Annotated in this window: 26 protein-coding genes, 2 tRNA genes and 1 riboswitch; of the genes, 9 read left to right on the forward strand and 19 right to left on the reverse strand. The window is 67.5% G+C overall.

What is annotated here, in order from left to right; translation table 11 throughout:
* Positions 1-51: 51 nt before the first annotated feature.
* Positions 52-143: riboswitch (TPP riboswitch) on the reverse strand.
* 163 nt (positions 144-306) lie between these two features.
* Together A9973_RS21315 and A9973_RS21320 are read left to right on the forward strand one after the other, a co-directional pair.
* The gene (locus tag A9973_RS21315) at positions 307-612 is read left to right on the forward strand and encodes a type II toxin-antitoxin system RelB/DinJ family antitoxin (RefSeq protein WP_183015678.1); all 306 of its coding nucleotides are present in this window, start codon (positions 307-309) and stop codon (positions 610-612) included.
* Between the two features lie 2 nt (positions 613-614).
* Complete coding sequence (locus tag A9973_RS21320) at positions 615-899, forward strand: type II toxin-antitoxin system RelE/ParE family toxin (protein ID WP_370539522.1); 285 nt, start codon at positions 615-617, stop codon at positions 897-899.
* A gap of 29 nt (positions 900-928) precedes the next feature.
* On the opposite strand, the gene A9973_RS21325 is transcribed toward A9973_RS21320, so the two are convergent.
* Positions 929-1,004 (reverse strand) — tRNA-Phe (locus A9973_RS21325).
* A gap of 104 nt (positions 1,005-1,108) precedes the next feature.
* A tRNA-Phe gene (locus A9973_RS21330) sits at positions 1,109-1,184 on the reverse strand.
* A gap of 272 nt (positions 1,185-1,456) precedes the next feature.
* Here A9973_RS21330 and hemA point away from each other — a divergent pair.
* The 5 genes from hemA (at position 1,457) to A9973_RS21355 (ending at position 5,770) form a co-directional block, all read left to right on the forward strand.
* Entirely contained in the window at positions 1,457-2,731 is a 1,275-nt protein-coding gene (hemA, locus tag A9973_RS21335; protein ID WP_183015680.1) for a glutamyl-tRNA reductase, read from the forward strand.
* Positions 2,732-2,815: 84 nt separating this feature from the next.
* Positions 2,816-3,898, forward strand: a complete 1,083-nt coding sequence (gene prfA, locus A9973_RS21340; RefSeq protein ID WP_183015681.1) for a peptide chain release factor 1 — start codon at positions 2,816-2,818, stop codon at positions 3,896-3,898.
* An 8-nt stretch (positions 3,899-3,906) separates the two neighbouring features.
* Positions 3,907-4,740, forward strand: a complete 834-nt coding sequence (prmC, locus tag A9973_RS21345; RefSeq protein WP_183015682.1) for a peptide chain release factor N(5)-glutamine methyltransferase — start codon at positions 3,907-3,909, stop codon at positions 4,738-4,740.
* Between the two features lie 132 nt (positions 4,741-4,872).
* The gene (gene grxD / locus A9973_RS21350; protein ID WP_006227137.1) at positions 4,873-5,199 is read left to right on the forward strand and encodes a Grx4 family monothiol glutaredoxin; all 327 of its coding nucleotides are present in this window, start codon (positions 4,873-4,875) and stop codon (positions 5,197-5,199) included.
* A gap of 7 nt (positions 5,200-5,206) precedes the next feature.
* Positions 5,207-5,770: a UbiX family flavin prenyltransferase gene (locus A9973_RS21355; RefSeq protein WP_183015683.1), complete on the forward strand. Its 564-nt coding sequence runs from the start codon at positions 5,207-5,209 to the stop codon at positions 5,768-5,770.
* A 40-nt stretch (positions 5,771-5,810) separates the two neighbouring features.
* Here A9973_RS21355 and A9973_RS21360 read toward each other — a convergent pair whose 3' ends face one another.
* From A9973_RS21360 to A9973_RS21375, 4 genes are read right to left on the reverse strand one after another with little or no spacing between them, the layout of a single operon-like run.
* The gene (locus A9973_RS21360) at positions 5,811-6,626 is read right to left on the reverse strand and encodes an SDR family NAD(P)-dependent oxidoreductase (RefSeq protein ID WP_183015684.1); all 816 of its coding nucleotides are present in this window, start codon (positions 6,624-6,626) and stop codon (positions 5,811-5,813) included.
* Positions 6,623-7,414 (reverse strand): citryl-CoA lyase, encoded by a 792-nt coding sequence (locus A9973_RS21365; RefSeq protein ID WP_183015685.1) that lies wholly within the window; start codon positions 7,412-7,414, stop codon positions 6,623-6,625. The genes A9973_RS21360 and A9973_RS21365 overlap by 4 nt, the downstream gene beginning before the upstream one ends.
* Positions 7,411-8,916, reverse strand: a complete 1,506-nt coding sequence (locus A9973_RS21370; protein WP_183015686.1) for an AMP-binding protein — start codon at positions 8,914-8,916, stop codon at positions 7,411-7,413. Before A9973_RS21370 ends, A9973_RS21365 begins: the two co-directional genes overlap by 4 nt.
* Positions 8,917-8,943: 27 nt before the next feature.
* Positions 8,944-9,933, reverse strand: coding sequence for a tripartite tricarboxylate transporter substrate binding protein (locus tag A9973_RS21375; RefSeq protein ID WP_183015687.1), 990 nt, complete (start codon positions 9,931-9,933; stop codon positions 8,944-8,946).
* Between the two features lie 103 nt (positions 9,934-10,036).
* On the opposite strand from A9973_RS21375, the gene A9973_RS21380 reads away from it, so the two are divergent.
* A complete protein-coding gene (locus A9973_RS21380) occupies positions 10,037-10,843 on the forward strand; it encodes an IclR family transcriptional regulator (protein WP_183015688.1) in 807 nt (268 codons plus the stop codon).
* Here A9973_RS21380 and A9973_RS21385 read toward each other — a convergent pair.
* The 4 genes from A9973_RS21385 to A9973_RS21400 form a co-directional block, all read right to left on the reverse strand.
* Positions 10,791-11,336, reverse strand: coding sequence for a DUF934 domain-containing protein (locus A9973_RS21385; RefSeq protein ID WP_183015689.1), 546 nt, complete (start codon positions 11,334-11,336; stop codon positions 10,791-10,793). The two genes, A9973_RS21380 and A9973_RS21385, sit on opposite strands and share 53 nt — an antisense overlap.
* Positions 11,329-13,071 carry a nitrite/sulfite reductase gene (locus tag A9973_RS21390; RefSeq protein WP_183015690.1) on the reverse strand — a complete coding sequence of 581 codons (1,743 nt, stop codon included), beginning with the start codon at positions 13,069-13,071 and terminating at the stop codon, positions 11,329-11,331. Before A9973_RS21390 ends, A9973_RS21385 begins: the two co-directional genes overlap by 8 nt.
* A gap of 242 nt (positions 13,072-13,313) precedes the next feature.
* A complete protein-coding gene (locus A9973_RS21395; protein ID WP_183015691.1) occupies positions 13,314-13,505 on the reverse strand; it encodes a DUF2970 domain-containing protein in 192 nt (63 codons plus the stop codon).
* 75 nt (positions 13,506-13,580) lie between these two features.
* A complete protein-coding gene (locus A9973_RS21400) occupies positions 13,581-14,516 on the reverse strand; it encodes a LysR family transcriptional regulator (RefSeq protein ID WP_183015692.1) in 936 nt (311 codons plus the stop codon).
* 257 nt (positions 14,517-14,773) lie between these two features.
* On the opposite strand from A9973_RS21400, the gene A9973_RS21405 reads away from it, so the two are divergent.
* Entirely contained in the window at positions 14,774-16,111 is a 1,338-nt protein-coding gene (locus A9973_RS21405) for a DUF3100 domain-containing protein (protein WP_183015693.1), read from the forward strand.
* Positions 16,112-16,216: 105 nt separating this feature from the next.
* Here A9973_RS21405 and A9973_RS21410 read toward each other — a convergent pair whose 3' ends face one another.
* From A9973_RS21410 to A9973_RS21450, 9 genes are all read right to left on the reverse strand, one after another.
* The gene (locus A9973_RS21410) at positions 16,217-16,807 is read right to left on the reverse strand and encodes a hypothetical protein (RefSeq protein WP_183015694.1); all 591 of its coding nucleotides are present in this window, start codon (positions 16,805-16,807) and stop codon (positions 16,217-16,219) included.
* 208 nt (positions 16,808-17,015) lie between these two features.
* A complete protein-coding gene (locus A9973_RS21415) occupies positions 17,016-17,615 on the reverse strand; it encodes a glutathione S-transferase (RefSeq protein WP_183015695.1) in 600 nt (199 codons plus the stop codon).
* 26 nt (positions 17,616-17,641) lie between these two features.
* Positions 17,642-19,348, reverse strand: a complete 1,707-nt coding sequence (locus A9973_RS21420; RefSeq protein ID WP_183015696.1) for an FAD-dependent oxidoreductase — start codon at positions 19,346-19,348, stop codon at positions 17,642-17,644.
* Positions 19,349-19,353: 5 nt separating this feature from the next.
* Positions 19,354-20,082: an SDR family NAD(P)-dependent oxidoreductase gene (locus A9973_RS21425; RefSeq protein WP_183015697.1), complete on the reverse strand. Its 729-nt coding sequence runs from the start codon at positions 20,080-20,082 to the stop codon at positions 19,354-19,356.
* Between the two features lie 9 nt (positions 20,083-20,091).
* Positions 20,092-20,850 carry an SDR family NAD(P)-dependent oxidoreductase gene (locus tag A9973_RS21430; protein WP_183015698.1) on the reverse strand — a complete coding sequence of 253 codons (759 nt, stop codon included), beginning with the start codon at positions 20,848-20,850 and terminating at the stop codon, positions 20,092-20,094.
* A gap of 20 nt (positions 20,851-20,870) precedes the next feature.
* A complete protein-coding gene (locus A9973_RS21435) occupies positions 20,871-21,590 on the reverse strand; it encodes an ABC transporter ATP-binding protein (protein ID WP_183015699.1) in 720 nt (239 codons plus the stop codon).
* The gene (locus A9973_RS21440) at positions 21,583-22,347 is read right to left on the reverse strand and encodes an ABC transporter ATP-binding protein (RefSeq protein WP_183015700.1); all 765 of its coding nucleotides are present in this window, start codon (positions 22,345-22,347) and stop codon (positions 21,583-21,585) included. The genes A9973_RS21435 and A9973_RS21440 overlap by 8 nt, the downstream gene beginning before the upstream one ends.
* Complete coding sequence (locus A9973_RS21445; RefSeq protein ID WP_183015701.1) at positions 22,344-23,348, reverse strand: branched-chain amino acid ABC transporter permease; 1,005 nt, start codon at positions 23,346-23,348, stop codon at positions 22,344-22,346. Before A9973_RS21445 ends, A9973_RS21440 begins: the two co-directional genes overlap by 4 nt.
* Entirely contained in the window at positions 23,345-24,247 is a 903-nt protein-coding gene (locus tag A9973_RS21450; protein ID WP_183015702.1) for a branched-chain amino acid ABC transporter permease, read from the reverse strand. The genes A9973_RS21445 and A9973_RS21450 overlap by 4 nt, the downstream gene beginning before the upstream one ends.
* Between the last annotated feature and the right edge of the window lie 29 nt (positions 24,248-24,276).

Below are 24,276 nucleotides of genomic sequence, written 5' to 3' on the forward strand. Positions count from 1 at the left end.
GTACAGGGAAGCTCCGAAGCCCGCCTGCGCAAGCGGCGCAAGGGCGCGGCAGGACAAGGCGAATGCTCTTCTTACGCCGGCATGAACCGGGTCAAGTTCGCGGGTCTGAATCTCAGCACTGGCGTGCACCCCGGAGCAAGGTCGATTTTACCCTGCATTGGGATTCCCCCTTTTCCGGGCAACCATGTCATGGGTTCGGGTTCAGGATGCCACCATGGCTTTGCACCAGATAGTTGACGGCGATTCTATGTAATTCAATTGAATTACAATAGAGGGTCCCAAGTCCCGTCCAACAGGAAGCCCGCCATGCCCGCCACCGCTCTTGTTCAAGCCCGCATCGACCCCGTTCTGAAAGAGCGCGCCACGCAAGTGCTCAACAACATGGGCCTTACCGTGTCGGACGCCGTGCGCATTCTTTTGACCCGCGTGGCCAACGAAGGAACGCTGCCGTTCAATTTTGCCGTGGACCCCGCCGCGCATGACGCCTGGTTTCGCGCCAAAGTGCAAGAAGCCTTGATCGACACGCGGCCAGCCGTGCCCAATGAAGAAGCCTCCGCCCATTTCGCCAAACGCCGCGCCGCCGCTCTGCGCAAAGCTGAGGGCAAGACGTGAAGGTGGAGTGGTCAGCGTTTGCGATGGAAGATCGCGGCAGGATTTTTGATTACATCGAATCAGAAAGCCCCAAGGCGGCGGTAGAGGTTGATATCCGTATCGAAGGGCAGGTCGATCAACTCGTGCAGTTCCCGGAGTTAGGACGGCTTGGTCGCATAGAGGATACCCGCGAATTGGTTATCAGCCAGACGTCGTATGTCGTGCCTTATCGGGTCTACGGGAATGTGGTTCGCATTCTGCGTGTGCTGCATTGCGCACAGCAGTGGCCGGATGAACTCAGTGACTGAATATCGGCGCTAGGAATGCGGGGAAATGTTGGTGGCCTGGGGCGGAATCGAACCACCGACACAAGGATTTTCAATCCTCTGCTCTACCGACTGAGCTACCAGGCCAATACCTGAACAGGTACGTTTGCAAAAAGCCCAGCGCGGGGCTGGGCTTTTTTTGGGATTCGGTATCGGCGGCCTAGGGGCTACCGCGATCCCAATAATTCTTTTGGTGGCCTGGGGCGGAATCGAACCACCGACACAAGGATTTTCAATCCTCTGCTCTACCGACTGAGCTACCAGGCCAACGAAGTCCGCAACTATACACAAATTTTTGGCCGTGCGCCAGCCAGGGCGGAAAAATCGCCATCCCTTACGACGCGGGCGATCGCGCCAAGTGTTGGGTGAATGGCACGCAAGGGTGCGGCGCAGGGTCGCGGCAGGGGGGCGAATTGGCCTGGGGATAACCCGCAGGGGTATAATCTTTAACGGTCTGCTGTTACGGCGAGGCGCATTTCGCAGGTTTGCCTTCTTTCGCGTAACGCATTGTTCTTGGTGGCAGTTCTTCACGCTAACTCATGTCGGTAGCTGTCCTTGCCTTCGGTCTGAATCACACGTCCGCGCCGGTTTCGGTCCGCGAACGCGTGTCCATGCCCGTCGATCTGGTCAAGCCCGCGCTGGAAGGCCTGCGTTCGGCGTTTGGCGGCTCGGTCCGCGAAGCCGCCATCCTGTCCACCTGTAACCGCACCGAAATCTACTGCGCCGCTGACGGCCACGTCGCCGATCAACTGCCCGCCTGGCTGGCTGAACACAACCGCCTGGACGCCGGCACGCTGCGCCCGCACCTGTACCGCCATCATCAAGACGATGCCGTCCGCCACGCTTTCCGCGTGGCCAGCGGCCTGGATTCCATGGTGCTGGGCGAAACCCAGATCGTGGGGCAGATGAAGGACGCCGTGCGCGCCGCCGGCGAAGCCGGATCGCTGGGCACCTTGCTGCATCAGATGTTCCAGCGCACCTTCTCGGTCGCCAAGGAAGTGCGGTCGCAAACCGCCATCGGCGCGCAATCCGTTTCCATGGCCGCCGCCGCCGTCCGCCTGGCCGAACGCGTGTTCGGCAATCTGGACCAGGCCCGCACGCTGTTCATCGGCGCGGGCGAAATGATCGAATTGTGCGCCACGCATTTCGCCGCGCAGCGCCCGCGCAGCATGGTCGTGGCCAACCGCACGGCCGAGCGCGCCGAAATCCTGGCCAACCGCTTTTCGGCCAGCACCATGAAACTGTCGGACCTGACCGAGCGGCTGTCGGAATTCGACGTCATCGTGTCCTGTACGGCAAGCTCCCTGCCCATCCTCGGGTTGGGGATGGTGGAACGGGCCACGCGCCTGCGCCGCCACCGCCCGATGGTCATGATCGACCTGGCCGTGCCGCGCGACATCGAACCCGAAGTGGGCCGCCTGGACGACGTCTACCTGTACTCGGTGGACGACCTGGGCCGCCTGGTGCAGACCGGCACCGACGCGCGCCGCGCCGCCGTCGTGCAGGCCGAAGCCATCATCGAAACCCGCGTCCAGGGCTTCATGCACTGGATGCAGTCCCGCGAAGTGGTGCCCGTCATCCGCGACCTGCACCAGGCCGCCGAAGACGTCCGCGCCGCTGAACTGGAACGCGCGCGCCGCCTGCTGGCGCGTGGCGAATCGCCCGAAGCCGTGCTTGAGCAACTGGCGCACGGCCTGACGCAGAAATACCTGCACGGCCCGCTGGCGGCGTTGAACCGCAGCGAAGGCGACGAGCGCAAGCAGCTGCTTGCGTGGATGCCGCGCCTGTTCCCCGGCCGCGACTCCCGCCGTTAGCGAATCTGTCCCACGTCCCGCCTCCTGGCGGGCGTTCGTCTTGTGGGCGCCCGCTATTCCTGTCTTCTCTTTGGTCATTCCCCCATGAAATCTTCCATGCGCAGCCGGCTGGAGCATCTGTGTCACCGCCTGACCGAGGTGGACGCATTGCTCGCCCAGCCGGAAACCGCGTCCGATATGGACCGTTTTCGCAAGCTTTCGCGCGAACGCGCCGAGCTGGAGCCCGTGGTCGAGGCCTTCACCGCCTTTGCCCGTACCGAGGAAGACCTGGCGACGGCCCAGGAAATGCTGTCCGACCCCGACTTGAAGGCTATGGCCGAAGACGAGATCAAATCGGGCCGCGGCAAGCTGGAAGGCCTGGAAAGCGCGCTGCAGCTGTTGCTGCTGCCGCGCGATCCCAATGACGGCCGCAGCGTGTTCCTGGAAATCCGCGCGGGCACGGGCGGCGACGAAAGTGCGCTGTTCTCCGGCGACCTGTTGCGCATGTACACGCGCTACGCGGAAGCACGCGGCTGGCGCGTCGAGCTGATGTCGGAAAGCGCGTCGGAACTGGGCGGCTACAAGGAAGTGATCGCGCGCATCGACGGCGACGGCGCCTATGGCCGCCTGAAGTTCGAATCCGGCGCGCACCGCGTGCAGCGCGTGCCCGCCACCGAAGCGCAGGGCCGCATCCACACGTCGGCCTGCACCGTGGCCGTCATGGCGGAAGCCGACGCGATGTCGGAAATCGTCATCAATCCGAGCGACCTGCGCATCGACACGTTCCGCGCCAGCGGCGCCGGCGGCCAGCACATCAACAAGACCGATTCGGCAGTTCGCATCACCCACTTGCCGACCGGGCTGGTGGTGGAATGCCAGGACGACCGGTCGCAGCACCGCAACAAGGACAAGGCCATGCAGGTGCTGGCCGCGCGCCTGAAAGACAAGGAAACCCGCGAACGGCAAAGCAAGGAAGCCGCCGAGCGCAAGAGCCTGATCGGCACGGGCGACCGCTCCGAGCGCATCCGCACCTATAACTTCCCGCAGGGCCGCGTGACGGACCACCGCATCAACCTGACGCTGTACAAGCTGCAGCAGATCATGGAAGGCGATCTGGAAGAACTGACCGGCGCGCTGATCGCCGAACACCAGGCCGAGCAGCTGGCGGCGCTGGGCGACGACATCTGAGGCGCGCCATGACAACGCCTCAGCTGAACAGCCTGCTGGCCGACGCCCGGCTGCCGCGCCTGGAAGTGCGGATGCTGCTGGAGCACGTGCTGGGCAAGCCGCGCGCATGGCTGCTGGCGCATGACACCGATCCGCTGGATCCGCAGGTGGCGGCGGCCTACGAGGCGCTGCTGGCGCGGCGCCTGGCGGGCGAGCCCATGGCCTATCTGCTGGGCCACCGTGAGTTCATGGGCCACCGGTTCCGCGTGACGCCCGATGTGCTGATCCCGCGCCCCGATACCGAGGTGCTGGTGGAAACCGCGCTGGAATGCGTGGCCGGCGTGGCGGGCCCCGCCGTGCTGGACCTGGGCACGGGCAGCGGCGCCATCGCGATCTCGATCGCGCTGGCCCGCCGCGATGCGCGGGTAATGGCCTCGGATGTCAGCGCCGCGGCGCTGGCGGTCGCCGCCGGCAACGCCTGGGAGCTGACCGCGTCGGTGCGCTTCGTGGAAGGCAGCTGGTACGGCGCCGTGCCCGCGGGCGAAGGCTTCGACCTGATCGTGTCGAATCCGCCCTATGTGGCCAGCGACGATCCGCACCTGGACCAGGGCGACCTGCGTTTCGAGCCGCGCGGCGCGCTGACCGACGGCGCGGGCGGCCTGGAAGACCTGGGCCGCATCGTGGCAGGGGCCGGCCGGCATCTGAAACCCGGCGGTTCGTTGTGGATGGAGCACGGCTGGGACCAGGCGCAGGCGGTGCGCGCCCTGTTGGCCGAGGCCGGCTTCGAGGACGTGCGCAGCCGCCAGGACCTGGCCGGGATCGAGCGGATCTCGGGCGGGCGCTGGCGGGCCACCGGGCGTTGATCCGCCCGGCTTGTTACAGATTCTGCCCCTGAATTCCCGGCATAGGCCGGCGCCGCATCCGGGTAATCCGGGCGGTTTCCCCGGCTGTACCTATAATTGGCGTATTCCGTTATGCCTGTCCAAGAGACCACCATGAGCGACGTTCAAGAATTCATCCGCGAAACCGTGACCCAGCACCCCGTCGTGCTGTTCATGAAGGGCACCGCCCAATTCCCGCAATGCGGCTTCTCCGGCAAGGCCATCCAGATCCTGAAGGGCTGTGGCGTGAAGAAGCTGGTGACCGTCAACGTGCTGGAAGACGACGAAGTCCGCCAGGGCATCAAGGAATTCTCCAGCTGGCCCACCATCCCGCAGTTGTACGTGGCGGGCGAGTTCATCGGCGGCTCGGACATCATGAACGAGATGAACGAATCCGGTGAACTGAAGACGCTGCTGGAGCAATCCGGCGCCACGGCCTAAGCCGCCCATGCGGCGACTGGTCATCGGCATCACGGGCGCCACCGGCGCGCTCTACGCGGTGCGCATGCTGCAAGCGCTGCGCGGCGTGGACGATGTCGAGACACACCTTGTCGTGTCGGCGTCCGGCGTGTTGAACATCAAGCATGAATTGGATGTCAGCCGCCACGACATCTACGCGCTGGCCGACCACGTGCACGCCGTGCGCGACGTGGGCGCCACGCTGGCCAGCGGCGCGTTCCAGACGGCGGGCATGGTGATCGTGCCCTGCTCGATGCGCACGCTGGCGGCCGTGGCCCACGGACTGTCCGACAACCTCATCACCCGCGCCGCCGACGTCACCTTGAAGGAACGCCGGCGCCTGGTGCTGATGGTGCGCGAAACGCCCTTCAATCTGGCGCACCTGCGCAACATGACGGCCGTCACTGAAATGGGCGGCATCGTGTTCCCGCCGCTGCCCGCCTTCTACCACCGGCCTTCCTCCATCGAAGAGATGGTGGACCACACGGTGGCGCGCGTGCTCGAACTATTCGACATCGTCGTGCCCGGCCCGCACTGGGAAGGCATGAAGTAGGGATCCCGCGGGATCCGTGCCGCGCCTGGCGGCTTGGCCGTCAGGCGTATTTCCCGGTCAAGCCGCCATCCACGAGCAGTTCGGTGCCCGTGATGTAGGACGCCTCGTCCGAAGCCAGAAACGCCACTGCCTTTGCGACTTCCCAAGGCGTGCCCATGCGGCCCATCGGCACCTGCTTGTCGCGCGCGGCAAGCGCCGCTTGAAGGTCGTCGGGATCGAACATGCGCGCGACATTCCGCGCCACGCGCGGCGTGTCGATCAGGCCGGGGATCACGGTGTTCACCCGGATGCCGTCGGCGGCGTATTGCTGCGCCGCCATGCGTGCGAAATGGATCACCGCGGCCTTGCTGACGCTGTAGGCCAGATGCGGATAGCCGGTGTACCGGATGCCGGCGATCGACGACACCATGACGATCGCGCCGCCGCCTTGTGCGCGCATCAGCGGCGCCAGCAGGCGGATCGCGATCAGCAGGCTGGTCACGTTCACCTGCTGGATGCGGTCCCAGTCTTCCAGCGAGATATCTTCCGGCCCGCCCACCTTGCCGATGCCGGCGTTGGCCTGCAGGATGTCGATGCGCCCGTAGCGGCGCAGCGCGGCATCCACCGCCGCCTGCATCGCGTCGGGATCGGCCACGTCCGCCTCTACCGGCAGGGCGCTGCCGCCGGCCAGCTCCACTTCATGCGCGGCGTCTTCCGCCGCGGCCAGATGGGCGTCCAGCGCCACGACGGCCGCGCCTTGCCGCGCCAGCGTCACGCAGCTGGCGCGGCCGATGCTCCAGCCGGCGGCCGACGCGCCGGCACCGGCCACCAACGCGACCTTGCCCGCCAGCCGCGTGTCGGTGCCGGCCGCCGTCATGCGGATTCCCCGCCGTCCTGTTGATGCGTCTTTCCCTTGCCCACGTAGGGGATGGCGTGGTCGATGGTTTCCCATATGTAGCGGCCCGACGGGCTTTGCTGTTCTTCCGCCACGTGCGACACCAGGCCGGCCGCGCGCGAGATCACGGCGAACCCGCGCATCAGGTCGGTCGGCACGCCGATCTCGCTGAGCAGCGCCGCCACCGCGCCCGTGGCATTGATGGTGATGTGCTTGCCATAGGTCTCGTCCACGGCCGCGGCCAGCAGGCGTAGCGCCTTCACCGACGCGCCGTCCAGGTCCGGCTCGGCCTCGGCCAGCGCCAGCAGCTTGATCGAACGCGGGTCGTCGGGCTTGTGCAGGTGGTGGCCGAAGCCCGGCAGTGCGCGGCGCTGTTCGCGGAACTCGCGCGCGATGGCCAGCGCTTCCGTCCGGCCGTCCGCCGCCTGCTTGATGCGGTCCAGCAAGCGCGAGCAGTTCTCCATGGTGCCGACGAACTGGCTGCCCACCGCCATCAGGCCCGAGGCCACCGCGCCTTGCAGGTTTTCCGGCGCGCTCATGTAGATCAGGCGCGTCGCGATGGCGCTGGGCGTCATGCCGTGTTCCATCAAGGTCACCAGCACGGCGTCGACGATGCGCATGTCCACCGGGCGCGCGTCGCGGCCCAGGATCTGCATGATCATGACTTCGGTGAAGGTCTTCTTGCCGATCAGGTCTTCGACCAGATCGACGTCGCGGTACGACATCCCGGTCAGGTGATGGGCGCACAGGCGGGTTTCGGGCGGGTTCATGGCGTCTCCTTTTGCGCGGCGTCGCGCACGGCGTTCTTCAGGACCTTGCCGACGCTGGAGCGCGGCAGGCTGTCATGGATATGGAATTGCTTGGGGGTTGCCACCGGGCCCAGCAAGGCGCGCACGTGGGCCTTGAGCGTATCGGCGTCGGCTTGCGCGCCGGGGTGGAACTGCACCGCGGCGTGGACGGCTTCGCCCCACTTGTCGTCGGGCAGACCGAAGACCGAGCATTCGTACACGGCGGGGTGCGAGGACAACGCGTTCTCGACATCCACGGGATAGACGTTGAAGCCGCCGGTGATGATGACGTCGCGCAGGCGGTCCTTCAGGAACAGGTAGCCGCGCGCGTCGATCAGGCCCGTGTCGCCCGTGTGCAGCCAGCCGTCGACCAGCGTTTCGGCGGTCTTCTCCGGCAGGCGCCAATAGCCCGTCATCGTCAGGTCGCCGTGCACCACGACTTCGCCGATTTCACCGCGCGGCAACAGCGCGCCGTCCGGGCCCATGATGGCGACGTCGGACAGCCAGGTCGCGCGGCCCACCGAGGCGCGGTTCTGCGGCGCCTCAAGGTCCGCCGGCCGCAGCACGGTGGCGATCTGCGGCGCCTCGGTCTGGCCGTAGGTGGTGCCCAGCACGGGGCCGAAGAAATCGCGCGCGCGGTCGATCTTTTCGGGCGGCATCGGCGCGCCGCCGTAGATCAGGTTGCGCAAGGCGGGGAAGTCCGCGCGCGACACGCCTTCCTGCGCCATGATCATGTAGATCAGCGTGGGCGGCATGAAGCTCAGCGTGCCGCCGCGCTCGCGGAATGCCGCGGTGATGGTGGCCGGGGTGACGCTGTCCAGCAGCAGATGCGCGCCGCCGCAGGCCAGCACGGGCAACAGGTAGGTGCCCGTGCCGTGCGTGATGGGGGCGGACACCACGTAGCGGTCGTCGCGGGTCAGCGCCCAGCTGGCGATCTGGTTGATGATGCCGGCGTTCCACGCGCGGTAGGGCTGCATCACGCCCTTGGGCAGGCCGGTCGTGCCGCCGGTGAACTTGATGGCTTGCGTGGCGTCGCGGGACAGCGCGTGGCGCACCGGTTCCTGGCCGGCGTATTGCCGCAGCAAGGCGTCCAGGCGCAGGCCGTCGTGCCCGTCTTCCAGATGGATGCGCGCGCTGTCAGATGGCGGCGCCAAGGGGTCTCCGGCGTGGTCGACGATGACGATGGAGGGTTCGGTGGCGTCCAGGATGCGCCCGATCTCCCGCGCGGTGCTGCGGTAGTTGAGCGGCACCCAGACCTTGCCGCTGGCCAGCACGGCCAGCAGCGCCAATATGTGCCGCGCCGAGTTGCCGGCGCAGATGGCGACGCGGGTCTGCGGTTCGGGGTCCAGGCCTTGCAGCGCGGCCGCCAACGCCCGCGTGTCGGCCGCCAGCCGCGCATAGGTGACGGCGCCTTCCGGGCCGTCCAGCGCGACGCGCTCGGGATACTGTTCTGCCGCGCGGAAAAAGAAATCGATCGGGTACACCCTGTGCTCCTTGTGGTGTCAACGGGCCTAGTTGGCCTTGATGTCGGCGCGTTTGACGACGGCGCCCCATTTGCTGATTTCGCTGTCGATCTTCTTGGCGAAGGTGTCAGGCGTATTGGGCTGGGCGGGCGCGTAGAAACCGGACTGCTGGTAGGACGCCTGCAACGCCGGGCTGGCCAGCGCCTGGTTCAGCGCTTCGTTCAGGCGGGCGATGACGGGGGCGGGCGTGCCGGCAGGCGCCACCAGGCCGAACCACGACTCCACGTCGAAGCCGGGCAGGCCGGATTCGGCCAGCGTGGGCACGTCCGGGGTGGCCGGCAGCCGCTGGGGCGACGTGACGCCGATGGCGCGCAGCTTGCCGGCCTGCACGTGCGGCAGCGACGACGGCAGGTTGTCGAACATGGAATCCACCTGGCCGCCCAGCAGGTCGGCCACGGCGGGGCCGCTGCCCCGGTACGGCACGTGCAGGATGTCGGTGCCCGTTTCCATCTTGAACAGTTCGCACGACAGGTGGATGGACGAGCCGCTGCCGGAGGATGCGCACGTCAGCTTGCCGGGGTTCTTCTTGGCGTAGGCGATGTATTCCTGCACGGTCTTGACCGGCACCTTCGGATTGACGACCAGGATGTTGGGGATGGTCGCCACCAGGCCGACGGGCTTGAAGTCCTTGATGAAGTCGTAGTTCAGCTGGCTGTACAGCGAGCGGTTGATCGTGTTGGCGATGGAGCCCATATACAGCGTGTAGCCGTCGGGCGCGGCGCGCGAGACGATTTCGGCGCCGATGTTGCTGTTGGCGCCGGTCTTGTTCTCGACCACGAACGTCTGGCCCAGCGCTTCCGACAGCGACTTGGCCATCAGCCGCGCGACGATGTCCGTGGCGCCGCCCGCGGCATAGCCGACGACAAGCGTCACGGGCCGTTCGGGATAGGGCTTGGCCGCCAGGGCCGGGGGGGTGACGGCCAGCGCGCCGCCCAGGGCCGCCGCCAAGGCGGCCAACCGACTGATGAGTGTCTTCATTGTTGTCTCCGTCCTGTTTTGTCTAATATTTGGACAGATCTTTGTCTGCCCGATTTCATATTGGGCTTTGATAGGGCCGTCATCAACGCAATCTGTCCAAAATATGAACAAGCCGAAATTGGAAACGTCGGGGCCCGTCGTCCTGCGGCGCGGGCTGCGGGTGCTGGGCGTGTTGCGCCAGGCCGGGGCGGCCGGCATGCACGTGGTGGACATCGCGCGCGCGGCGGGCATGCAGCGGTCCACCGCCTATCGTTATCTGGATGTGCTGGTGGAAGAGGGCTACGCGCTGCGCGAGTCCGAGGCGCCGCGCTGGCGCATCGCGGAACTGGGCGTGATGATGGCGGGCGATCCGCACGCGCAGGCGGTGCGCGGGCTGCGTCCGGTGCTGCGCCAGATCAGCGACGTGACCGGCGATTCCGCGTTCCTCATCTGCCGGGCGGCGAACGATTCGCTATGCCTGCACCGCGAAGTGGGCAATTACCCGGTGCAGGTGCTGGCGGTGACGGTCGGGCACCGCCAGCCGCTGGGCGTGGGGGCGGCGGGGCTGGCGCTGCTGGCGGCGCTGCCGCCGGCCGAGTCCGACGAGGTGGTCGCGCAGAACGAGCAGGCGCTGCGCGCCTACGGCGGGATGACGGGCGTGCAGATGCGGCGCCTGGTGGAGAACACGCGGGACCGGGGCTGGTCGGTGGTGGGCAATGCCGCGGTGCCGGGCGTGCTGGGCGTAGGCGTGGCGCTGTGCGACGCGGGCGGCTACCCGCGCCTGGCGGTCAGCGTGTCCAGCCTGATCGACCGGATGCAGGCGCCGCGCCAGCGCAGCATCGCGGAACTGATCCGCGGCCAGCTGGCGCAGGACGAGGTCAGGCGGCTGCCGGGGGCGGCGCCCGGTACGTCTTCTGGTAGTGGACGGTGAAGGTCTTGAACGCATCCAGGGCCTTCTTCGGATCGTGTCCGGGCTTGACCAGGAAGCTGTTGAAGCCGACGCGCGCCTGGTAGTGGATGGTGTCGATCATCACGTCGCCGACCGCGCGCAGTTCGCCCGTCCATTGGTATTGCGTGCGCAGCAGCTGCGCCAGAGAATAGCCGCGGCCGTCGGTGTAGTTGGGGAAGTCCACCGCGATGAAGGCGATGCCGGCAGGGTCCAGCGTGCCGTCGGCCTCGGCCAGTTCACGCAGGTCGGCGTCCGGTTCCAGCTGCACGGCAACGGGATGCCGATGGCGACGCAAGGCCGCGCGGGACGTCTTCCAGACGGACAGCGGCACGATCCAGCCGGGCTCGTCGCTGGGCACCTGGCCTTCGGCGGCGACTTCGGGTTCAGGCACGAAGGCGCGCGCCGTGTCGGCTTGCAGGCGGCCGTCGCGGATCAGGTGCGGGCCGGGAGCGTCGTGGGCGTACAGGTCAGACATGGGCGGGCTCGGCGCTTTGTGCGGGTTTGGCGAAGGCGGGATCGGCGTACACGTCCTGCTTGAAGGGGTCGATGCCGACGCGGTCCACCACGTCGATGAAGCGTTCGATTTCGCTGTCGCGCAAGCCCAGGTAGGTGCGGATCAGGCGGTCGACCACGCCGGGCACCTGGTCGCGGGCGAATGACGGGCCGATGATGCGGCCCACGGCGGCACCGCCGCCGCGCGTGGATTCCAGGTCGGGCAGGGGCTTGGCGCCGCCGTTCTGGCGGCCGCCCAGCGTGACTTGGTACCACTCTTCGCCGGCCTTATCGACGCCCAGGATGCCGATGTGCCCCACATGGTGGTGGCCACAGGAATTGATGCAGCCCGAGATGTTCAGGTCCAGTTCGCCGATTTCGAACAGGTAGTCCAGGTCGTCGAACTGGCGCTGGATGGCTTCGGCGACAGGGATGGAAACCGCATTGGCCAGCGCGCAGAAGTCCCCGCCCGGACAGGCGATGATGTTGGTCAAGAGACCGATGTTGGGCGTGGCCAGGTTCAGCGCTTCCAGCTTCTGCCAGAGTTCGTGCAGTTGCGCGCGGCGCACGTCGGCCAGGATCAGGTTCTGCTCGTGCGAGACGCGCAGTTCGCCGAAGCCATAGGCGTCGGCCAGGTCGGCCACGGCATCCATCTGGTCGGCGGTGATGTCGCCCGGCGGCACGCCGGTGGGCTTGAGCGATACGCTGACGGCGGCGTAGCCGGCAACCTTGTGCGCGTGCACGTTGGTGCGCAGCCAGCGCGCAAAGCGCTTGTCGCCGGCGGCCAGCGCGTCGGTGTTGTCGGCGTCGGTGGCGGCCGACGCGTCGTATTGCGGCCAGACGAAGCGGGCCTTGATGCTGTCGACGAATTCCTGGGTGATGGTGTCGGGGCCGCCCTTGATGAGCTGCCACTGTTCATCGACCTGCTGCGCGTAGACCTCTGGCGTCAGGTCCTTGACCAGGATCTTGATGCGCGCCTTGTACTTGTTGTCGCGGCGGCCGTGCAGGTTGTAGACCCGCAGCGCGGCCTGCATGTAGGTCAGCAGGTCTTGCCATTCGACGAAGGGGTTGATCAGTTTGCCGACGATGGGCGTGCGGCCCATGCCGCCGCCTATCCAGACGCGGAAGCCCAGCTTGCCGTCGCGTTCGACGGCCTGCAGGCCGATGTCGTGCACGCCGACCGCGGCGCGGTCCTGCACGGCGCCGCTGACGGCGATCTTGAACTTGCGCGGCAGGAAGGCGAATTCCGGGTGCAGCGTGGACCACTGGCGGATGATCTCGCACCAGACAAGCGGGTCCACCAGTTCGTCCGGCGCGACGCCGGCGAAGTGGTCGGTCGTGGTGTTGCGGATGCAGTTGCCGCTGGTCTGGATGGCGTGCATCTGGACGGTGGCGAGTTCCGCCAGGATGTCCGGCACGTCTTCCAACTTGGGCCAGTTGAACTGGATGTTCTGGCGGGTGCTGAAGTGGCCGTAGCCGCGGTCCCATTTGCGCGCGATGTGCGCCAGGGTGCGCAATTGGCGCGAGGCCAGCATGCCGTACGGGATGGCCACGCGCAGCATGGGCGCATGGCGCTGGATGTACAGGCCGTTCTGCAGGCGCAGAACGCGGAATTCATCTTCGGTGAGCTGGCCGTCGAGGAAGCGGCGCGTCTGGTCGGCAAACTGCGCCACACGTTGCTCGACAAGCTGCTGGTCGACGGGGTCATACACGTACATGTCTACTGCCCTTGAAGTCTTCTCGGTCTGAGTCCCTTTGCGTCCGGCGCGGAGCGGCGGGAAAAGGGGATTCATAACCGTAACAGGCAGCATTAATGCTCGTCTAAGTCATTCTCGTAATATGGAAATAAGGCCCAAGGCCCCCACGCCGCGCACGCCTTGCGTGTTTGCCGCCCCCCCCGTGGGGGCGCCTTCCCCTTTGGGACGCCTCGGCGGGGGAAGGGCCGCTATATAGAGGGTGCTTACAGCGCCGCGTTCACTGCCCAGCGCGCGACGAAGACCAGGATGATCACCAGGCAGGCGGCCAGCAGCAGGCCGGTGGCGATCAGCGGGCCGGGTTTGTTGTGGGCGATGTCGGCCTGGTAGCCGCGGCCGCGGCGCACGCCGAAAAAACCCCAGAGCACGGAGCGGACCGTGCGCAGGAAACTAAGCATATGCGCCTCCTGGCGGATGAAGGGGAGTGGGCACTGTAGGCCTTGCCGCCCGCGCCAGACAGGGGCAGATCCGCGTCAACCGACCATATCAGATGCGGCTCCCTCGGGCGCGCCGATGCCGCGCACGATATGGTCCAGCAGTTCGCGGGCGGCCGGCGAGATGTGGCGGCCCGCGCGGCTCAGCACATGCAGGCTGCCCTGGTTCAGGATGGGGTTGGCCAGCGGCAGGCTGGCCAGCCGCTGCGCCCGCATGTCGGCGGTGACGGCGATGGGCGGCGTCAATGCGTAGCCGATGCCGGCCGCGGCGAACTGCCACAGCGCCTTGAAGGAAGAGGTGGTCAGCACATTGCGCAGCCGCACCTGTTCGCTGATCTCGGCGGCCTGGATGTGCTGGCGCACGCCGAAGCCCTCCTGCATGGACGCGCCGGGATGGTCGGCCAGGTCGGTCAGCAGCAGGGGACGGTTCAGCCGGGTCAGCGGATGGTCCTGGCGGACGATGGCGCGGATGGGCTCGGGGCGGGAATAGTGAGTCCGCAGGCGGGCGTCGTTGGGCGGCTGGAACACCAATCCTATATAGGCGCGGTCGTCCACGATGCGCTGCACGATCTCGGAGGTGCGAGCCACGTCGATGTCCAGCGTGACCTCGGGGTGGCTGCGCCAGTAGCCGGGCAGCACGCGGTCGAACATCAGTTCGACGAAGCCTTCGCCCAGCACCAGGTCGATATGTCCCCGTTCGGCATTGCGCAGGCTGTCGATTTCGGAAAAGAAGCTCTCCTGGATGTTCTGCTGGCGCTTCACATAGCGGGCCAGGATGTGGCCGGCGTCGGTGGGCACCACGCCGCGTCCGCGGCGCTCGAACAGCGCCATGCCGCAATCGCGTTCCAGCGCGGCGATGGCGCGGCTGACGGCGGACGGGTCCATGTCCAGCACTTCGGCGGCGCCGCGCACCGAGCCGCGGCTCATGACCTGCATGAAGTAGTGGGTACGGCGGGCGTCGAGTTTTTCATCCATGGCGGGGCTCTTCAAAGCGGAGTGCGGCGGGAGATCCACAGTGCCTGCCTGGGGTTTACCCGTAAAATGCCGGATACCTTGCAAAATTTTCCCAGGAAAAGGCTATCCGTTGCATTTTACGCAACGCTAATGCGCAAGTGGTGTCATGGTTGCCCGCGCGGCCCACGGGCGAAAATCGCGCCTGCTGCCCGCGCCGCCGCCTCCGGGCGCCGCCCGCGCCGCGAGGAAAACTTATTCACGTTCATCAGGGGAATTCGATGTCTCACGCCAGCGTCAGCCTGGCCGCGCCCTCCATGCCGCTATCCGCCCGCATTCGCATGCTGGCCGCCATTTTGCTGGTGGTCGTCATTTCCGAAGCGATCGGCAGCGTCACCTTCGCGGTGGGTCCGGGCAAGATCGTTCTGCAACCGATGCTTTGGGCGATCTTCATCGGCGCCATCGTGGCCGCCTTCGGCCAGCGCCTGCCAGCAGGCTCGGGCATCGACAAGGCCATGCAGACCCGCATCAGCGGCTATCTGCAGTTCGCGCTGCTGCCGTTCCTGGCAAAGCTGGGCCTGATGGTCGGCGGCTCGCTGCCGCAGGTGCGCGAAGCCGGCTGGGCCCTGGTGTTCCAGGAATTTGGCCACTTCTTCGGCACGATGGCCATCGGCCTGCCGCTGGCGCTGCTGCTGGGCATCAAGCGCGAAGCGATCGGCGCCACCTTCTCGGTGGGCCGCGAGCCCAGCCTGGCCATCATCGGCGAGCGCTACGGCATGAATTCGCCGGAAGGCCGTGGCGTGATGGCCGAGTACATCACGGGTACGGTGATCGGCGCGCTGTTCGTGGCGCTGATGGCCGGCTTCATCACCAGCCTGAACATCTTCGATCCGCGTTCGCTCGCCATGGGCGCCGGCGTCGGGTCGGGCAGCATGATGGCTGCCGGCGTGGGCGCCATCGCCTCCCAGCAGACGCCCGAAATGGCGCATCAGGTGGCCGCGCTGGCCGCTGCCGCCAACCTGCTGACGACGGTGGTCGGCGTGTACTTCACGCTGTTCATCTCGCTGCCCACGACCATCTTCCTGTACGGCAAGCTGGAACCCGTGCTGGGCCGCTTCTCGCGCGGCAAGGCCTCCGAAGCCGTTGTCGACGACAGCGTGTCCGAAGACGTGCCGGCGCATGGCGCCAAGATGGGCTTCGGCGACCGCCTGACCGCCTATCTGATTTGCGGCCTGTTCGCGCTGGTGGGCAACCGCCTGGGCTACAACGTGCCCTTCATGGACGCGCTGCCGGGCATGGGCATCATCCTGCTGCTGGTGGTCCTGACCGACCTGATCCTGCGCGTGCTGCCCAAGCTGCCCGCCGTGGCCGTGCTGTCGCTGATCGCCATGACGGCGGGCTGCCCCGGCGTGCTGCCGTACTCGGACCAGATCATCGCCGCCGTCGGCAAGGTGAACTTCCTGCCGTTCACGACCGTGATCCTGGCCATGGCCGGCCTGTCGATCCTGAAAGACCTGCCCGCCTTCCGCAAACTGGGCTGGAAGATCGTGGTGGTGTCGCTGGCCGCTAACGCCGGCACCTTCATGGGCGCCACGATGATCGCGGAATTCTTCCACTGATCCGGTTCGCCTGACCTCTGGTCAATGGAAAAGCCGCCTGATTCAGGCGGCTTTTTCTTTTGTGGCGGGCATTGCAAAGAGGACGCCCGTGCGGCAGGAGAGGCGTCAGCGCGTGTCGGGCGCGAAACCGGGCCGGTAGCGCGCGTTGTCGGTGACGTTCTCGGTGGCGCCGATGTTGGCCACGGCGGGCACGGCGGCGCCGGCGGCCTTCATGGCCACAGCGGCCTGCCATTCCTGGACTTGCGGGTTGCCCATCGCGACGCGGTAGGGTTGCAGCGGCGTCAGGCCTTCGATGGTGCCCAGGTCATTGGCGCTGCCGGCGCGCTGCGCCAGCGGATCGGGGGCTGCGTAAAAATCGTCGACGGCGCGGCGCATGCGCGTGTCGGCATACTGGTCGCGCAAGGCGTCCAGATTGACCTGGGGGGGTGCGGGCGGCAGGCGCGGGGCGTCGGCGCCCACATGGGCGTTGCGGGCGAAGACCCCAAAGGCGGGGGGGGGATCGGCGTCGCGAAGGCGGGCGACGCGTTGGGCTTCCCAGGCCGTGGCGGCCTGCGTGGCGCGTTGCGCCTGACGGGCGGCGGCGTTTTGCGCCACGCGTTCGGCTTCCCAGGCGGGGCGGGTGTCGTCCAGCATCGGGATGCGCGCCGGATAGGGCGCGGCGACGCGGGGAATGGCGGAGATCGCAGCGACGTTCATGCGGGGCTCCCTGTCGTGGTGGGCCAGAAGTTTGGTCTGTCCAGCGGGTGACAAGTTCACTGTAACAGTACCACCACGCCAAAAAAAGGGCCCCTGGCCGAAGCCCGGGGCCGCGCGGCGCCGCCCGTGAGGTGGCGCCGTACTAGGCGGGCGGCGGGCCGGGACTCCGGCGGGGTTTCCCGACCACGCCGCCTGCCCCAAAAACCGGTCAGGGCTTGGTGGCCTGCATGGACGGGCGCTGGCTGAACGCTTCGTACCAGGCGGCGGTGGCGGGGTGGCCTTCGCGCCAGTTCAGGTCGGGGAAGCGGAAGTCCAGATAGCCCAGTGCGCAGCCGATCGTGATGACGCCGATGTCCAGGCGGCCTTCGAACGAGGCGGCGTGCTTTTCAACCAATGCCAGGCCGTCGCGGACCTTGCCCAACTGCCCGTCGACCCAGCCGTCCCAGCGCAGGGCTTCGGGACGCAGCGCGGTTTCATAGCGGGCCAGCAAGGCGGCGCCCATCATGCCGTCGGCCATCGATTGTTGCGTCAGCACCTGCCAGCGCGTGCCGTCGGCGGGGAACAGCGTGCCGCCGCCCAGCGCGTTCAGGTATTCGCAGATCACGCGGCTGTCGAAGATCGACTGGCCGTCGTCGGTGATGAAGGTCGGCACCTGGCCCAGCGGGTTGTTCGGGATGATGGTCTGGTCGCGGGCGACGGGGCCGGCGGCGCTGGGCAGCTTTTCGATGCGGTCGGCCAGGCCGAGTTCATGCGCGACGACCATGCATTTGCGCACGAACGGCGAAGCGGGCGAGTGGAAGATCTTCATTGCGGGTCCTTGTCGGAAGAGAGGCGTCAGTGTTGTGCATGCGCCAGGTGTTGTCCAGCCACCCAGCCGAATGTCAGGGCCGGGCCCAGCGTGATTCCGGGGGCGGGATAGGCGCCGCCCATCACGGACTGCATGTCGTTGCCGGCCACGTACAGGCCGGCGATGGGTGCGCCCGTGGTGTCCACGGCCTGGGCGTTCGTGTTCGCCGCGATGCCGCAGGCGGTACCGATATCGCCGGCGTAGACCTTGACGGCGTAGCAGGGGCCGGCCGCAAGCGGGGCCAGGCAGGGGTTGGGCTGATGGCCCGGGTCGCCCAGATAGCGGTTGTAGGCGGTGCCGCCCTTGCCGAAGTCGGGGTCCTGGCCTTGCGCGGCGTAGGTGTTGTAGCGCGCGACGGTGGCCTCCAACGCGTCGGCAGGCACGTCGATCTTCGCGGCCAATGCGGCCAGCGTCGGCGCCTGGATCAGATAGCCGGCGTCGATCAGGTGCTGGTGGGGGCGGCCGCCCGGCAGCGCCAGGCCCAGTCCCCAGGTGTCGATGAAACGCTGGTCGCAGATCAGGAATGCCGGGATACTGGGCGCGGTCTTGTCGCTGCGGTACATGGCGGCGACAAACTCGTGATACGACGTGGATTCGTTCACGAAACGCTTGCCCGCGCCGTTCACGGCGATCAGGCCGGGCTTGGCGCGGTCCCACACCAGATGTGGATACGTCAGGGGCTTGCCGCCGCTGGATTCCAGGATGGATACCGGTGCCCAGAAGGCGGGGCTGGCGTAGTCCGTGCCCAGGGCGGCGCCCGCCTGTTCCGACAGCCGGATGCCGTCTCCGGTGTTGTCTCGCGGCGCCATGGACCAGTCGCCGGTGGGCTGTGGATACGCGCGGGCGCGGCGCTCGCGGTCCCAGGGGAAGCCGCCGGTCGCCATCACCACGCCGCGCCGCGCGCGCACGTTCAAGGTCTGGCCTCCCTGCGTGACGGATGCGCCCAGCACGCGGCCGGCGGCGTCGCGGTGCAGGGCCTGCACCGGCGCGTCCAGCCAGTATTCGATGCCGCGCTTGAGCACGCCATGGAACAGTTGCGCGGCCAGTGCGTTGCCCAGCAGCAGCCGGGTGCCTCGATGGTAGCCGCGCGCGCGGTCCGCCGCGAAGCGCAGCACCAGCTTCATGCTGTGGCGCCAGGCCGCGAAAGACCGCTTGGCCCGCAGCAGATGGCGCACATCGGTGATGTTGACCATCATGCCGCCCAGCACGGTGAATTCCTTCAGCGGGTCGCGCAGCAGGCGGAAGCGGGGCCCCAGCTTGCGGCCGTCGAACTCCACCGGGTCCAGCGACCGGCCGCCCATCGCCGCGCCGGGCCGGTCGGGGTAGTAGTCGGGCGACGCGGTGCGGGCGGCGACCTCCAGGAAGCCGCGCGACACCAGGTAGTCCATCATGCGCGGACCGGCCTCAAGGTAGGCGCGCTTCATGTCGTCGGATGCCGCGGCGCCGACGGTCTGCGCAAGGTACGTCCAGACCTTGTCGAAGCTGTCGGGGTGGCCGGCGGCGTCCGTCTGCGAATTCAAGGGTATCCACAGCGCGCCGCCGGAAATCGCCGTCGACCCGCCAATGCGGCCGGTCTTCTCCACCAGCAGCACGTCCAGCCCTTCCTCATGCGCGGTCAGCGCCGCCGCCATGCCGCCCGCGCCGGAACCGACCACCAGCGCGTCGACTTCCTTGTCCCACTTGATGCTGTCCATGCTGCTTATGCTCCCGACCCGCCCAGCGATTTGCCGCCATCCACGAAGAGGACCTGGCCCGTGATGAAATCCATGTGCGGCGCGGCCAGGAAGGACACGGCATTGGCGATGTCTTGCGGCAGGCCCGCGCGGCCGGTAGGCTGCAAGGCCAGTTGCGCGGCCAGGCGTTCCGGCGTCAGGTTGCGCAGAAGCGGCGTGTCGATCAGGCCCGGGGCGATGGCGTTGACGAGGATTCCGCGCGCGGCCAGCTCCATGGCGGCCGCGCGGGTGTAGCCCACCAGCGCCGCTTTCGAGGCCACGTAATGCGGATGGTTCTTCGCGCCCAGATACGCGCGCGACGCGATGTTGACGATCTTGGCGCCCGCCGCCATGTTGCGTGCGGCTTCCTGGGTCAGTGTGGCCACCGCCAGCAGGTTGACGTCGAACGCGCGGCGGAAGTCGTCCGAGCCGACGTCGAAGAACTTGCGCTCGTCGAACAGGCCGGCGTTGTTGACCAGCGCGGCCAGCGGTGGCAGCGACTGGACCAGCGCGCGCGTGGCGGCTTCGTCCGTCAGGTCCACGACGCGGTGGGCCACCGTCAGCCCCTGCGCTTGCAGCGCCCCGGATTCCTGTTCCGCCAACGCGCCGTTGCGGTCCGCCATCACGACGCTGAAGCCGTCGCGGGCCAGGCGCTCGACGATCGCCAGGCCCATGCCGCTTGCGCCGCCGGTGACCAATGCCGTACCCAGATTCATGATGTCTCCTTATACGGCCAGGTAGCCGCCGTCCACGGGCAGCACCACGCCGTTCACATAGCTGGCCATGTCCGACGCCAGGAACAGGACGGGGCCGACGATTTCATCCGCGCGGCCGGCGCGCGCCAACGGGGCGCGGTCCATGTACCAGTCGGTGCCGTGGGCTTGCGCGCGCTGGCCCGCCGTCATGTCGGTTTCCATCAAGCCGGGCGCCACCGCGTTCACGCGCACGCCATGCGGGCCGAGGTCGCGCGCCAGCACTTCGGTGAACGAGCGCACGCCGCCCTTGGACACGACGTAGCCCGCGGTCGAGATGCCGCAGCCGTATGCCACGATGGAGCACAGGTTGACGATGGCGCCGCGCGTGGCCTTCAGCTGTTCGACGAAAGCGTGCGTGACGTTGAACGTGCCTTGCAGGTTGACCTGCATGACGCGGTCCCAGATGGCGGGCGTCTGCGGGTCGTCGAAAGGCGCGCGCGCCGAGATGCCGGCGTTGTTGACCAGGATGTCCAGGTTGCCGTGACGTGTCGCGCTGCGGGCCGCGAAGGCGCGGACGGCGCCGGCATCGGTCACGTCCAGCGCGGCGTCCGCCGCCCGGCCGCCCGCGTCGCGGATCGCCTGCGCCGTGCCGGCGGCCAGCGCCGCGTCGATGTCGGCCACGATCACCATGGCGCCCTGGCGGGCGAACCCGTGGGCGATGGTGGCGCCCAGGCCGCGCCCGGCTCCGGTCACAAGGACCCGCTTGTCTTGCATCATCGTTGTTGTCATGGTCGTTCCTTCGCGGCGCGTCAGGCGCCCAGATAGGCGCGCTGCACGCCTTCGTCGCTGGCAAGCCGGGAGGATTCGCCTTCCAGCGCGATCTCGCCGTTCTCCAGGATGTAGGCGTAGCTGGACACCGACAGGGCCAGCTTCACGTTCTGCTCCACCAGCAGGATGGTGATGCCCTGTTCGCGGTTCAGCCGCAGCACGATGTCGAAGATCTGCTCGACGACCAGCGGCGACAGCCCCATCGACGGCTCGTCCAGCAGGATCATGCGCGGGCGCGCCATCATGGCGCGGCCCGTGGCCAGCATCTGCTGTTCGCCGCCGGACAGCGTCGCGGCCTTTTGTTCGAAGCGTTCGCGCAGGCGCGGGAAGGTGTCGCAGACCATGTCCAGGTCCTGCTTCACCGCCGTGCGGTCGCGGCGCAGGTAGGCGCCCATTTCGAGGTTTTCGCGCACGCTCATGTCGCGGAAGATCTCGCGGCCTTCCGGCACCTGCACGATGCCGCGGCCCACCACCGCGTCCGCCGGCAGCCGATGGATGGCCTCGCCCGCGAAACGCACGCTGCCCGCCGTGGGCGCGACCAGGCGCGACACCACATTGAGCGTGGTGGATTTGCCCGCGCCGTTGGCGCCCAGCAGCGCCACGATGGCGCCTTGCGGCACTTTCAGCGACACGTCCTGCAGGGCGCGGATGTTGCCGTAGGCGGCCGAGACCGCGTCGATTTCCAGAAGGATGTCAGCCACCTGAGGCTCCCTTGCCCAGATAGGCTTCGATCACGCGGGGGTTGCTGCGCACCTCCGCGGGCGTGCCTTCCGCGATCTTCTCGCCGAAGGACATGACGGTGATGCGGTCCGAAATGGACATCACCAGCTGCATGACGTGTTCCACCAGCAAGACCGTGATGCCGTCGCGTTCGCACAGTTCGGTCAGCAGGCGGTCCAACGTTTCGATCTCGCGGTTGCGCAGGCCCGCCGCCGGTTCGTCCAGCAGCAGCAGCTTGGGCGAGATCGCCAGCGCGCGCGCCAGCTCCAGCATCTTCTGGCGGCCGAAGTCCAGGCTGCACGCCGGCGTGTCCAGGAAGTCGGCCAGGCCCACGCGTTCCAGCAGGTGTTCGGCGCGCTCGCGCGCTTCGGCCGCCGCCGGGCGCAGCAGCTTGCCGGCGCTGTCGGCGCCATGCGCGTAGGTGCCCAGCAACACGTTTTCACGCACGCTCAGCGCGCCGAACAGTTCCAGGTTCTGGAACGTGCGGGCCACGCCCAGCGCCGCCATCTCGTGCGGCTTCTTGTTCGTGATGTCCGCGCCGTTGAAGCGGATGCTGCCGCTGCTGGGGCGGTAGTAGCGCGAGATGCAATTGAACGTGGTGGATTTGCCGGCGCCGTTGGGCCCGATCAGCGCGTGGATGCGGCCGCGCTCGACCTGCATGGACAAGCCGTTGATGGCGGTCAGGCCGCCGAACTTCACGGTCAGGCCCTGCACGTCCAGGTAGGGGTGGTCGCTCATGCCGCGCTCCTTTGCGTCGCTTTGGCCGTGCCTGCGCCAGCACGCGAGGCGGCAGGCAGCGGGGCGGCCGGTGGCGGTGCGCGGCGGCGAGCGTCGCGGCCAGCGAACAGGCCCTTGGGCGCGAACATCATGAAACCCATCAGGATGACGCCATAGATGATTTCCTGGAACGACAGCGCCTGGCGCAGCAACTCCGATATCAGGCCGAACGCCAGCGCGCCGGCGATGGCGCCGCGCACCGAGCCGATGCCGCCCACGACCACCATCGTGAGGATCAGGATCGTCGTCTGGAAGCCCAGGCTTTCCGGGTGGATGAAGGACGCGAAGGTGGTGTACATGCCGCCCGCGATCCCCGCGTAGGCGGCCGACAGCGTGAAGGCGGTGCGCTTGATGGCGTTGACGTTCACGCCCATCGCCTGCGCCGCCACGTCGCTTTCCCGCACCGCGCGGAAGGCCGACCCCAGCTGCGAGCGCGACAGGGCGATGGTGGCCCACAGCAACAGCGCGGCGATCAGCACGACGAAGGGATAGGCCTTCAGGTCCGACACCAGTTCGTAGCCGAACAGCGTGGCCGGGGATATCCGGAAGCCGTTCGACCCGTTGGTGACCGATTGCCAGTTCAGGAACACCCACTGCATGGCCTCGCCGAACGCGAAAGTCGACAACGCCAGGTAGATGTCGCGCATGCGCAGGGCCAGCGCGCCGATCAGATAGCCCAGCGCCGCGGCCAGCAGGCCGCCCGCGATGATCGAAATGAAGAACGGCGGATGCCAGAGGTTGTTGATGAGACCCGCGGTGTAGATGCCAACGCCGTAGAACGCGGCGTGCGACAGCGCGAACTGCCCGGTCTCGCCGATGACGATATGCAGGCCCAGCGCCAGCACGACGAACACCATCAGCAGATTGACGACGTAGATGACATAGCCGCTGGCCACGAAGGGCAGGGCGGCAAGCGCCACGGCCATCAGCGCCAGCAAGGTGCGATCGATCTTGTTGCTCATACTTTCTTCACCTGCAGTTTGCCGCCCAGCAGGCCTTGCGGACGCAGTAGCAGCACGACCATGATGGCCACGAATGGGGCGACCACGATGGCGTTGGTCGAAATGAACAGCCCCACCAGGTTCTCGGCCACGCCGATCACGAAACCGCCCACTACGGCGCCGGGCAGGCTGGTGATGCCGCCGACGATGGCGGCGGCGTAGGCCAGGATGGCGATGTGGCCGATGTCCGGCGTGATGAGGATCTTGGGCGTGATCAGCAGCGCGGCCACGGCCGAGATCAGGCCGGACAGCGCCCACACCATCATGCGGATGCGGGTCAGGTTCACGCCCGCCAGGCGCGCGGCCTTGGGGTTCATGCCGACGGCGCGCATGGCGCGGCCGACGCGGGTGTACCTGAACATCGCGAACAGCAGCAGCATGACGCCCACCGCCACCGCGAAGATCACCATGTCCAGCTGCGTCAGCACGGCGTCGCCGATGATGACGGCATCGGTCGGCGCCAGCGGCGGCAGCGAGCGCGGCGTGTCGCCCAGGCCCGTCTGCCGCACCAGGCCCTTCAGGGCATAGGCAAGGCCCAATGTGGCGATGACCATCTGCACGCCCACGCCTTTCGAGGCGATGACGCGTTCCATCACCACGCGCTGGAACAGGCCTGACACGAGGGCCACGGCGGCCAGCGTCACGGGGATGACGGCCAGGTACGGCCAGCCCATCACCAGTGTGAGGAACAGCGCGATGTAGCCGCCCACCATGAAGATCTCGCCCTGGGCGAAATTGGGCACGTCGGTGGTCTTGAAGATGATGACGACGGCAACCGCCAGCAGCGCGTACACGCTGCCCGTCACCAGTCCCGACAGCACCCCCTGCTGCAGGAACAACCAGAAATCGGCAAAGCTCATGATGTTCTCCGGCGGCCCGCGCGGTGCTG

The organism is Achromobacter sp. UMC46, from assembly GCF_014170335.1.
Classification (GTDB): domain Bacteria; phylum Pseudomonadota; class Gammaproteobacteria; order Burkholderiales; family Burkholderiaceae_B; genus Achromobacter.

What these genes read in the sequence shown, in the direction of transcription:
- hemA (WP_183015680.1), top strand. Translation starts at nt 1,457, where the DNA reads ATGTCGGTAGCTGTCCTTGCCTTCGGTCTGAATCACACGTCCGCGCCG.
- A9973_RS21410 (WP_183015694.1), bottom strand. Translation starts at nt 16,807, where the DNA reads ATGAACGTCGCTGCGATCTCCGCCATTCCCCGCGTCGCCGCGCCCTAT.
- grxD (WP_006227137.1), top strand. Translation starts at nt 4,873, where the DNA reads ATGAGCGACGTTCAAGAATTCATCCGCGAAACCGTGACCCAGCACCCC.
- A9973_RS21400 (WP_183015692.1), bottom strand. Translation starts at nt 14,516, where the DNA reads ATGGATGAAAAACTCGACGCCCGCCGTACCCACTACTTCATGCAGGTC.
- A9973_RS21450 (WP_183015702.1), bottom strand. Translation starts at nt 24,247, where the DNA reads ATGAGCTTTGCCGATTTCTGGTTGTTCCTGCAGCAGGGGGTGCTGTCG.
- A9973_RS21355 (WP_183015683.1), top strand. Translation starts at nt 5,207, where the DNA reads ATGCGGCGACTGGTCATCGGCATCACGGGCGCCACCGGCGCGCTCTAC.
- A9973_RS21365 (WP_183015685.1), bottom strand. Translation starts at nt 7,414, where the DNA reads ATGAACCCGCCCGAAACCCGCCTGTGCGCCCATCACCTGACCGGGATG.
- A9973_RS21315 (WP_183015678.1), top strand. Translation starts at nt 307, where the DNA reads ATGCCCGCCACCGCTCTTGTTCAAGCCCGCATCGACCCCGTTCTGAAA.
- A9973_RS21385 (WP_183015689.1), bottom strand. Translation starts at nt 11,336, where the DNA reads ATGTCTGACCTGTACGCCCACGACGCTCCCGGCCCGCACCTGATCCGC.
- A9973_RS21360 (WP_183015684.1), bottom strand. Translation starts at nt 6,626, where the DNA reads ATGACGGCGGCCGGCACCGACACGCGGCTGGCGGGCAAGGTCGCGTTG.
- A9973_RS21375 (WP_183015687.1), bottom strand. Translation starts at nt 9,933, where the DNA reads ATGAAGACACTCATCAGTCGGTTGGCCGCCTTGGCGGCGGCCCTGGGC.
- prmC (WP_183015682.1), top strand. Translation starts at nt 3,907, where the DNA reads ATGACAACGCCTCAGCTGAACAGCCTGCTGGCCGACGCCCGGCTGCCG.
- prfA (WP_183015681.1), top strand. Translation starts at nt 2,816, where the DNA reads ATGAAATCTTCCATGCGCAGCCGGCTGGAGCATCTGTGTCACCGCCTG.
- A9973_RS21430 (WP_183015698.1), bottom strand. Translation starts at nt 20,850, where the DNA reads ATGACAACAACGATGATGCAAGACAAGCGGGTCCTTGTGACCGGAGCC.
- A9973_RS21380 (WP_183015688.1), top strand. Translation starts at nt 10,037, where the DNA reads ATGAACAAGCCGAAATTGGAAACGTCGGGGCCCGTCGTCCTGCGGCGC.
- A9973_RS21425 (WP_183015697.1), bottom strand. Translation starts at nt 20,082, where the DNA reads ATGAATCTGGGTACGGCATTGGTCACCGGCGGCGCAAGCGGCATGGGC.
- A9973_RS21440 (WP_183015700.1), bottom strand. Translation starts at nt 22,347, where the DNA reads ATGAGCGACCACCCCTACCTGGACGTGCAGGGCCTGACCGTGAAGTTC.
- A9973_RS21415 (WP_183015695.1), bottom strand. Translation starts at nt 17,615, where the DNA reads ATGAAGATCTTCCACTCGCCCGCTTCGCCGTTCGTGCGCAAATGCATG.
- A9973_RS21420 (WP_183015696.1), bottom strand. Translation starts at nt 19,348, where the DNA reads ATGGACAGCATCAAGTGGGACAAGGAAGTCGACGCGCTGGTGGTCGGT.
- A9973_RS21405 (WP_183015693.1), top strand. Translation starts at nt 14,774, where the DNA reads ATGTCTCACGCCAGCGTCAGCCTGGCCGCGCCCTCCATGCCGCTATCC.
- A9973_RS21395 (WP_183015691.1), bottom strand. Translation starts at nt 13,505, where the DNA reads ATGCTTAGTTTCCTGCGCACGGTCCGCTCCGTGCTCTGGGGTTTTTTC.
- A9973_RS21390 (WP_183015690.1), bottom strand. Translation starts at nt 13,071, where the DNA reads ATGTACGTGTATGACCCCGTCGACCAGCAGCTTGTCGAGCAACGTGTG.
- A9973_RS21445 (WP_183015701.1), bottom strand. Translation starts at nt 23,348, where the DNA reads ATGAGCAACAAGATCGATCGCACCTTGCTGGCGCTGATGGCCGTGGCG.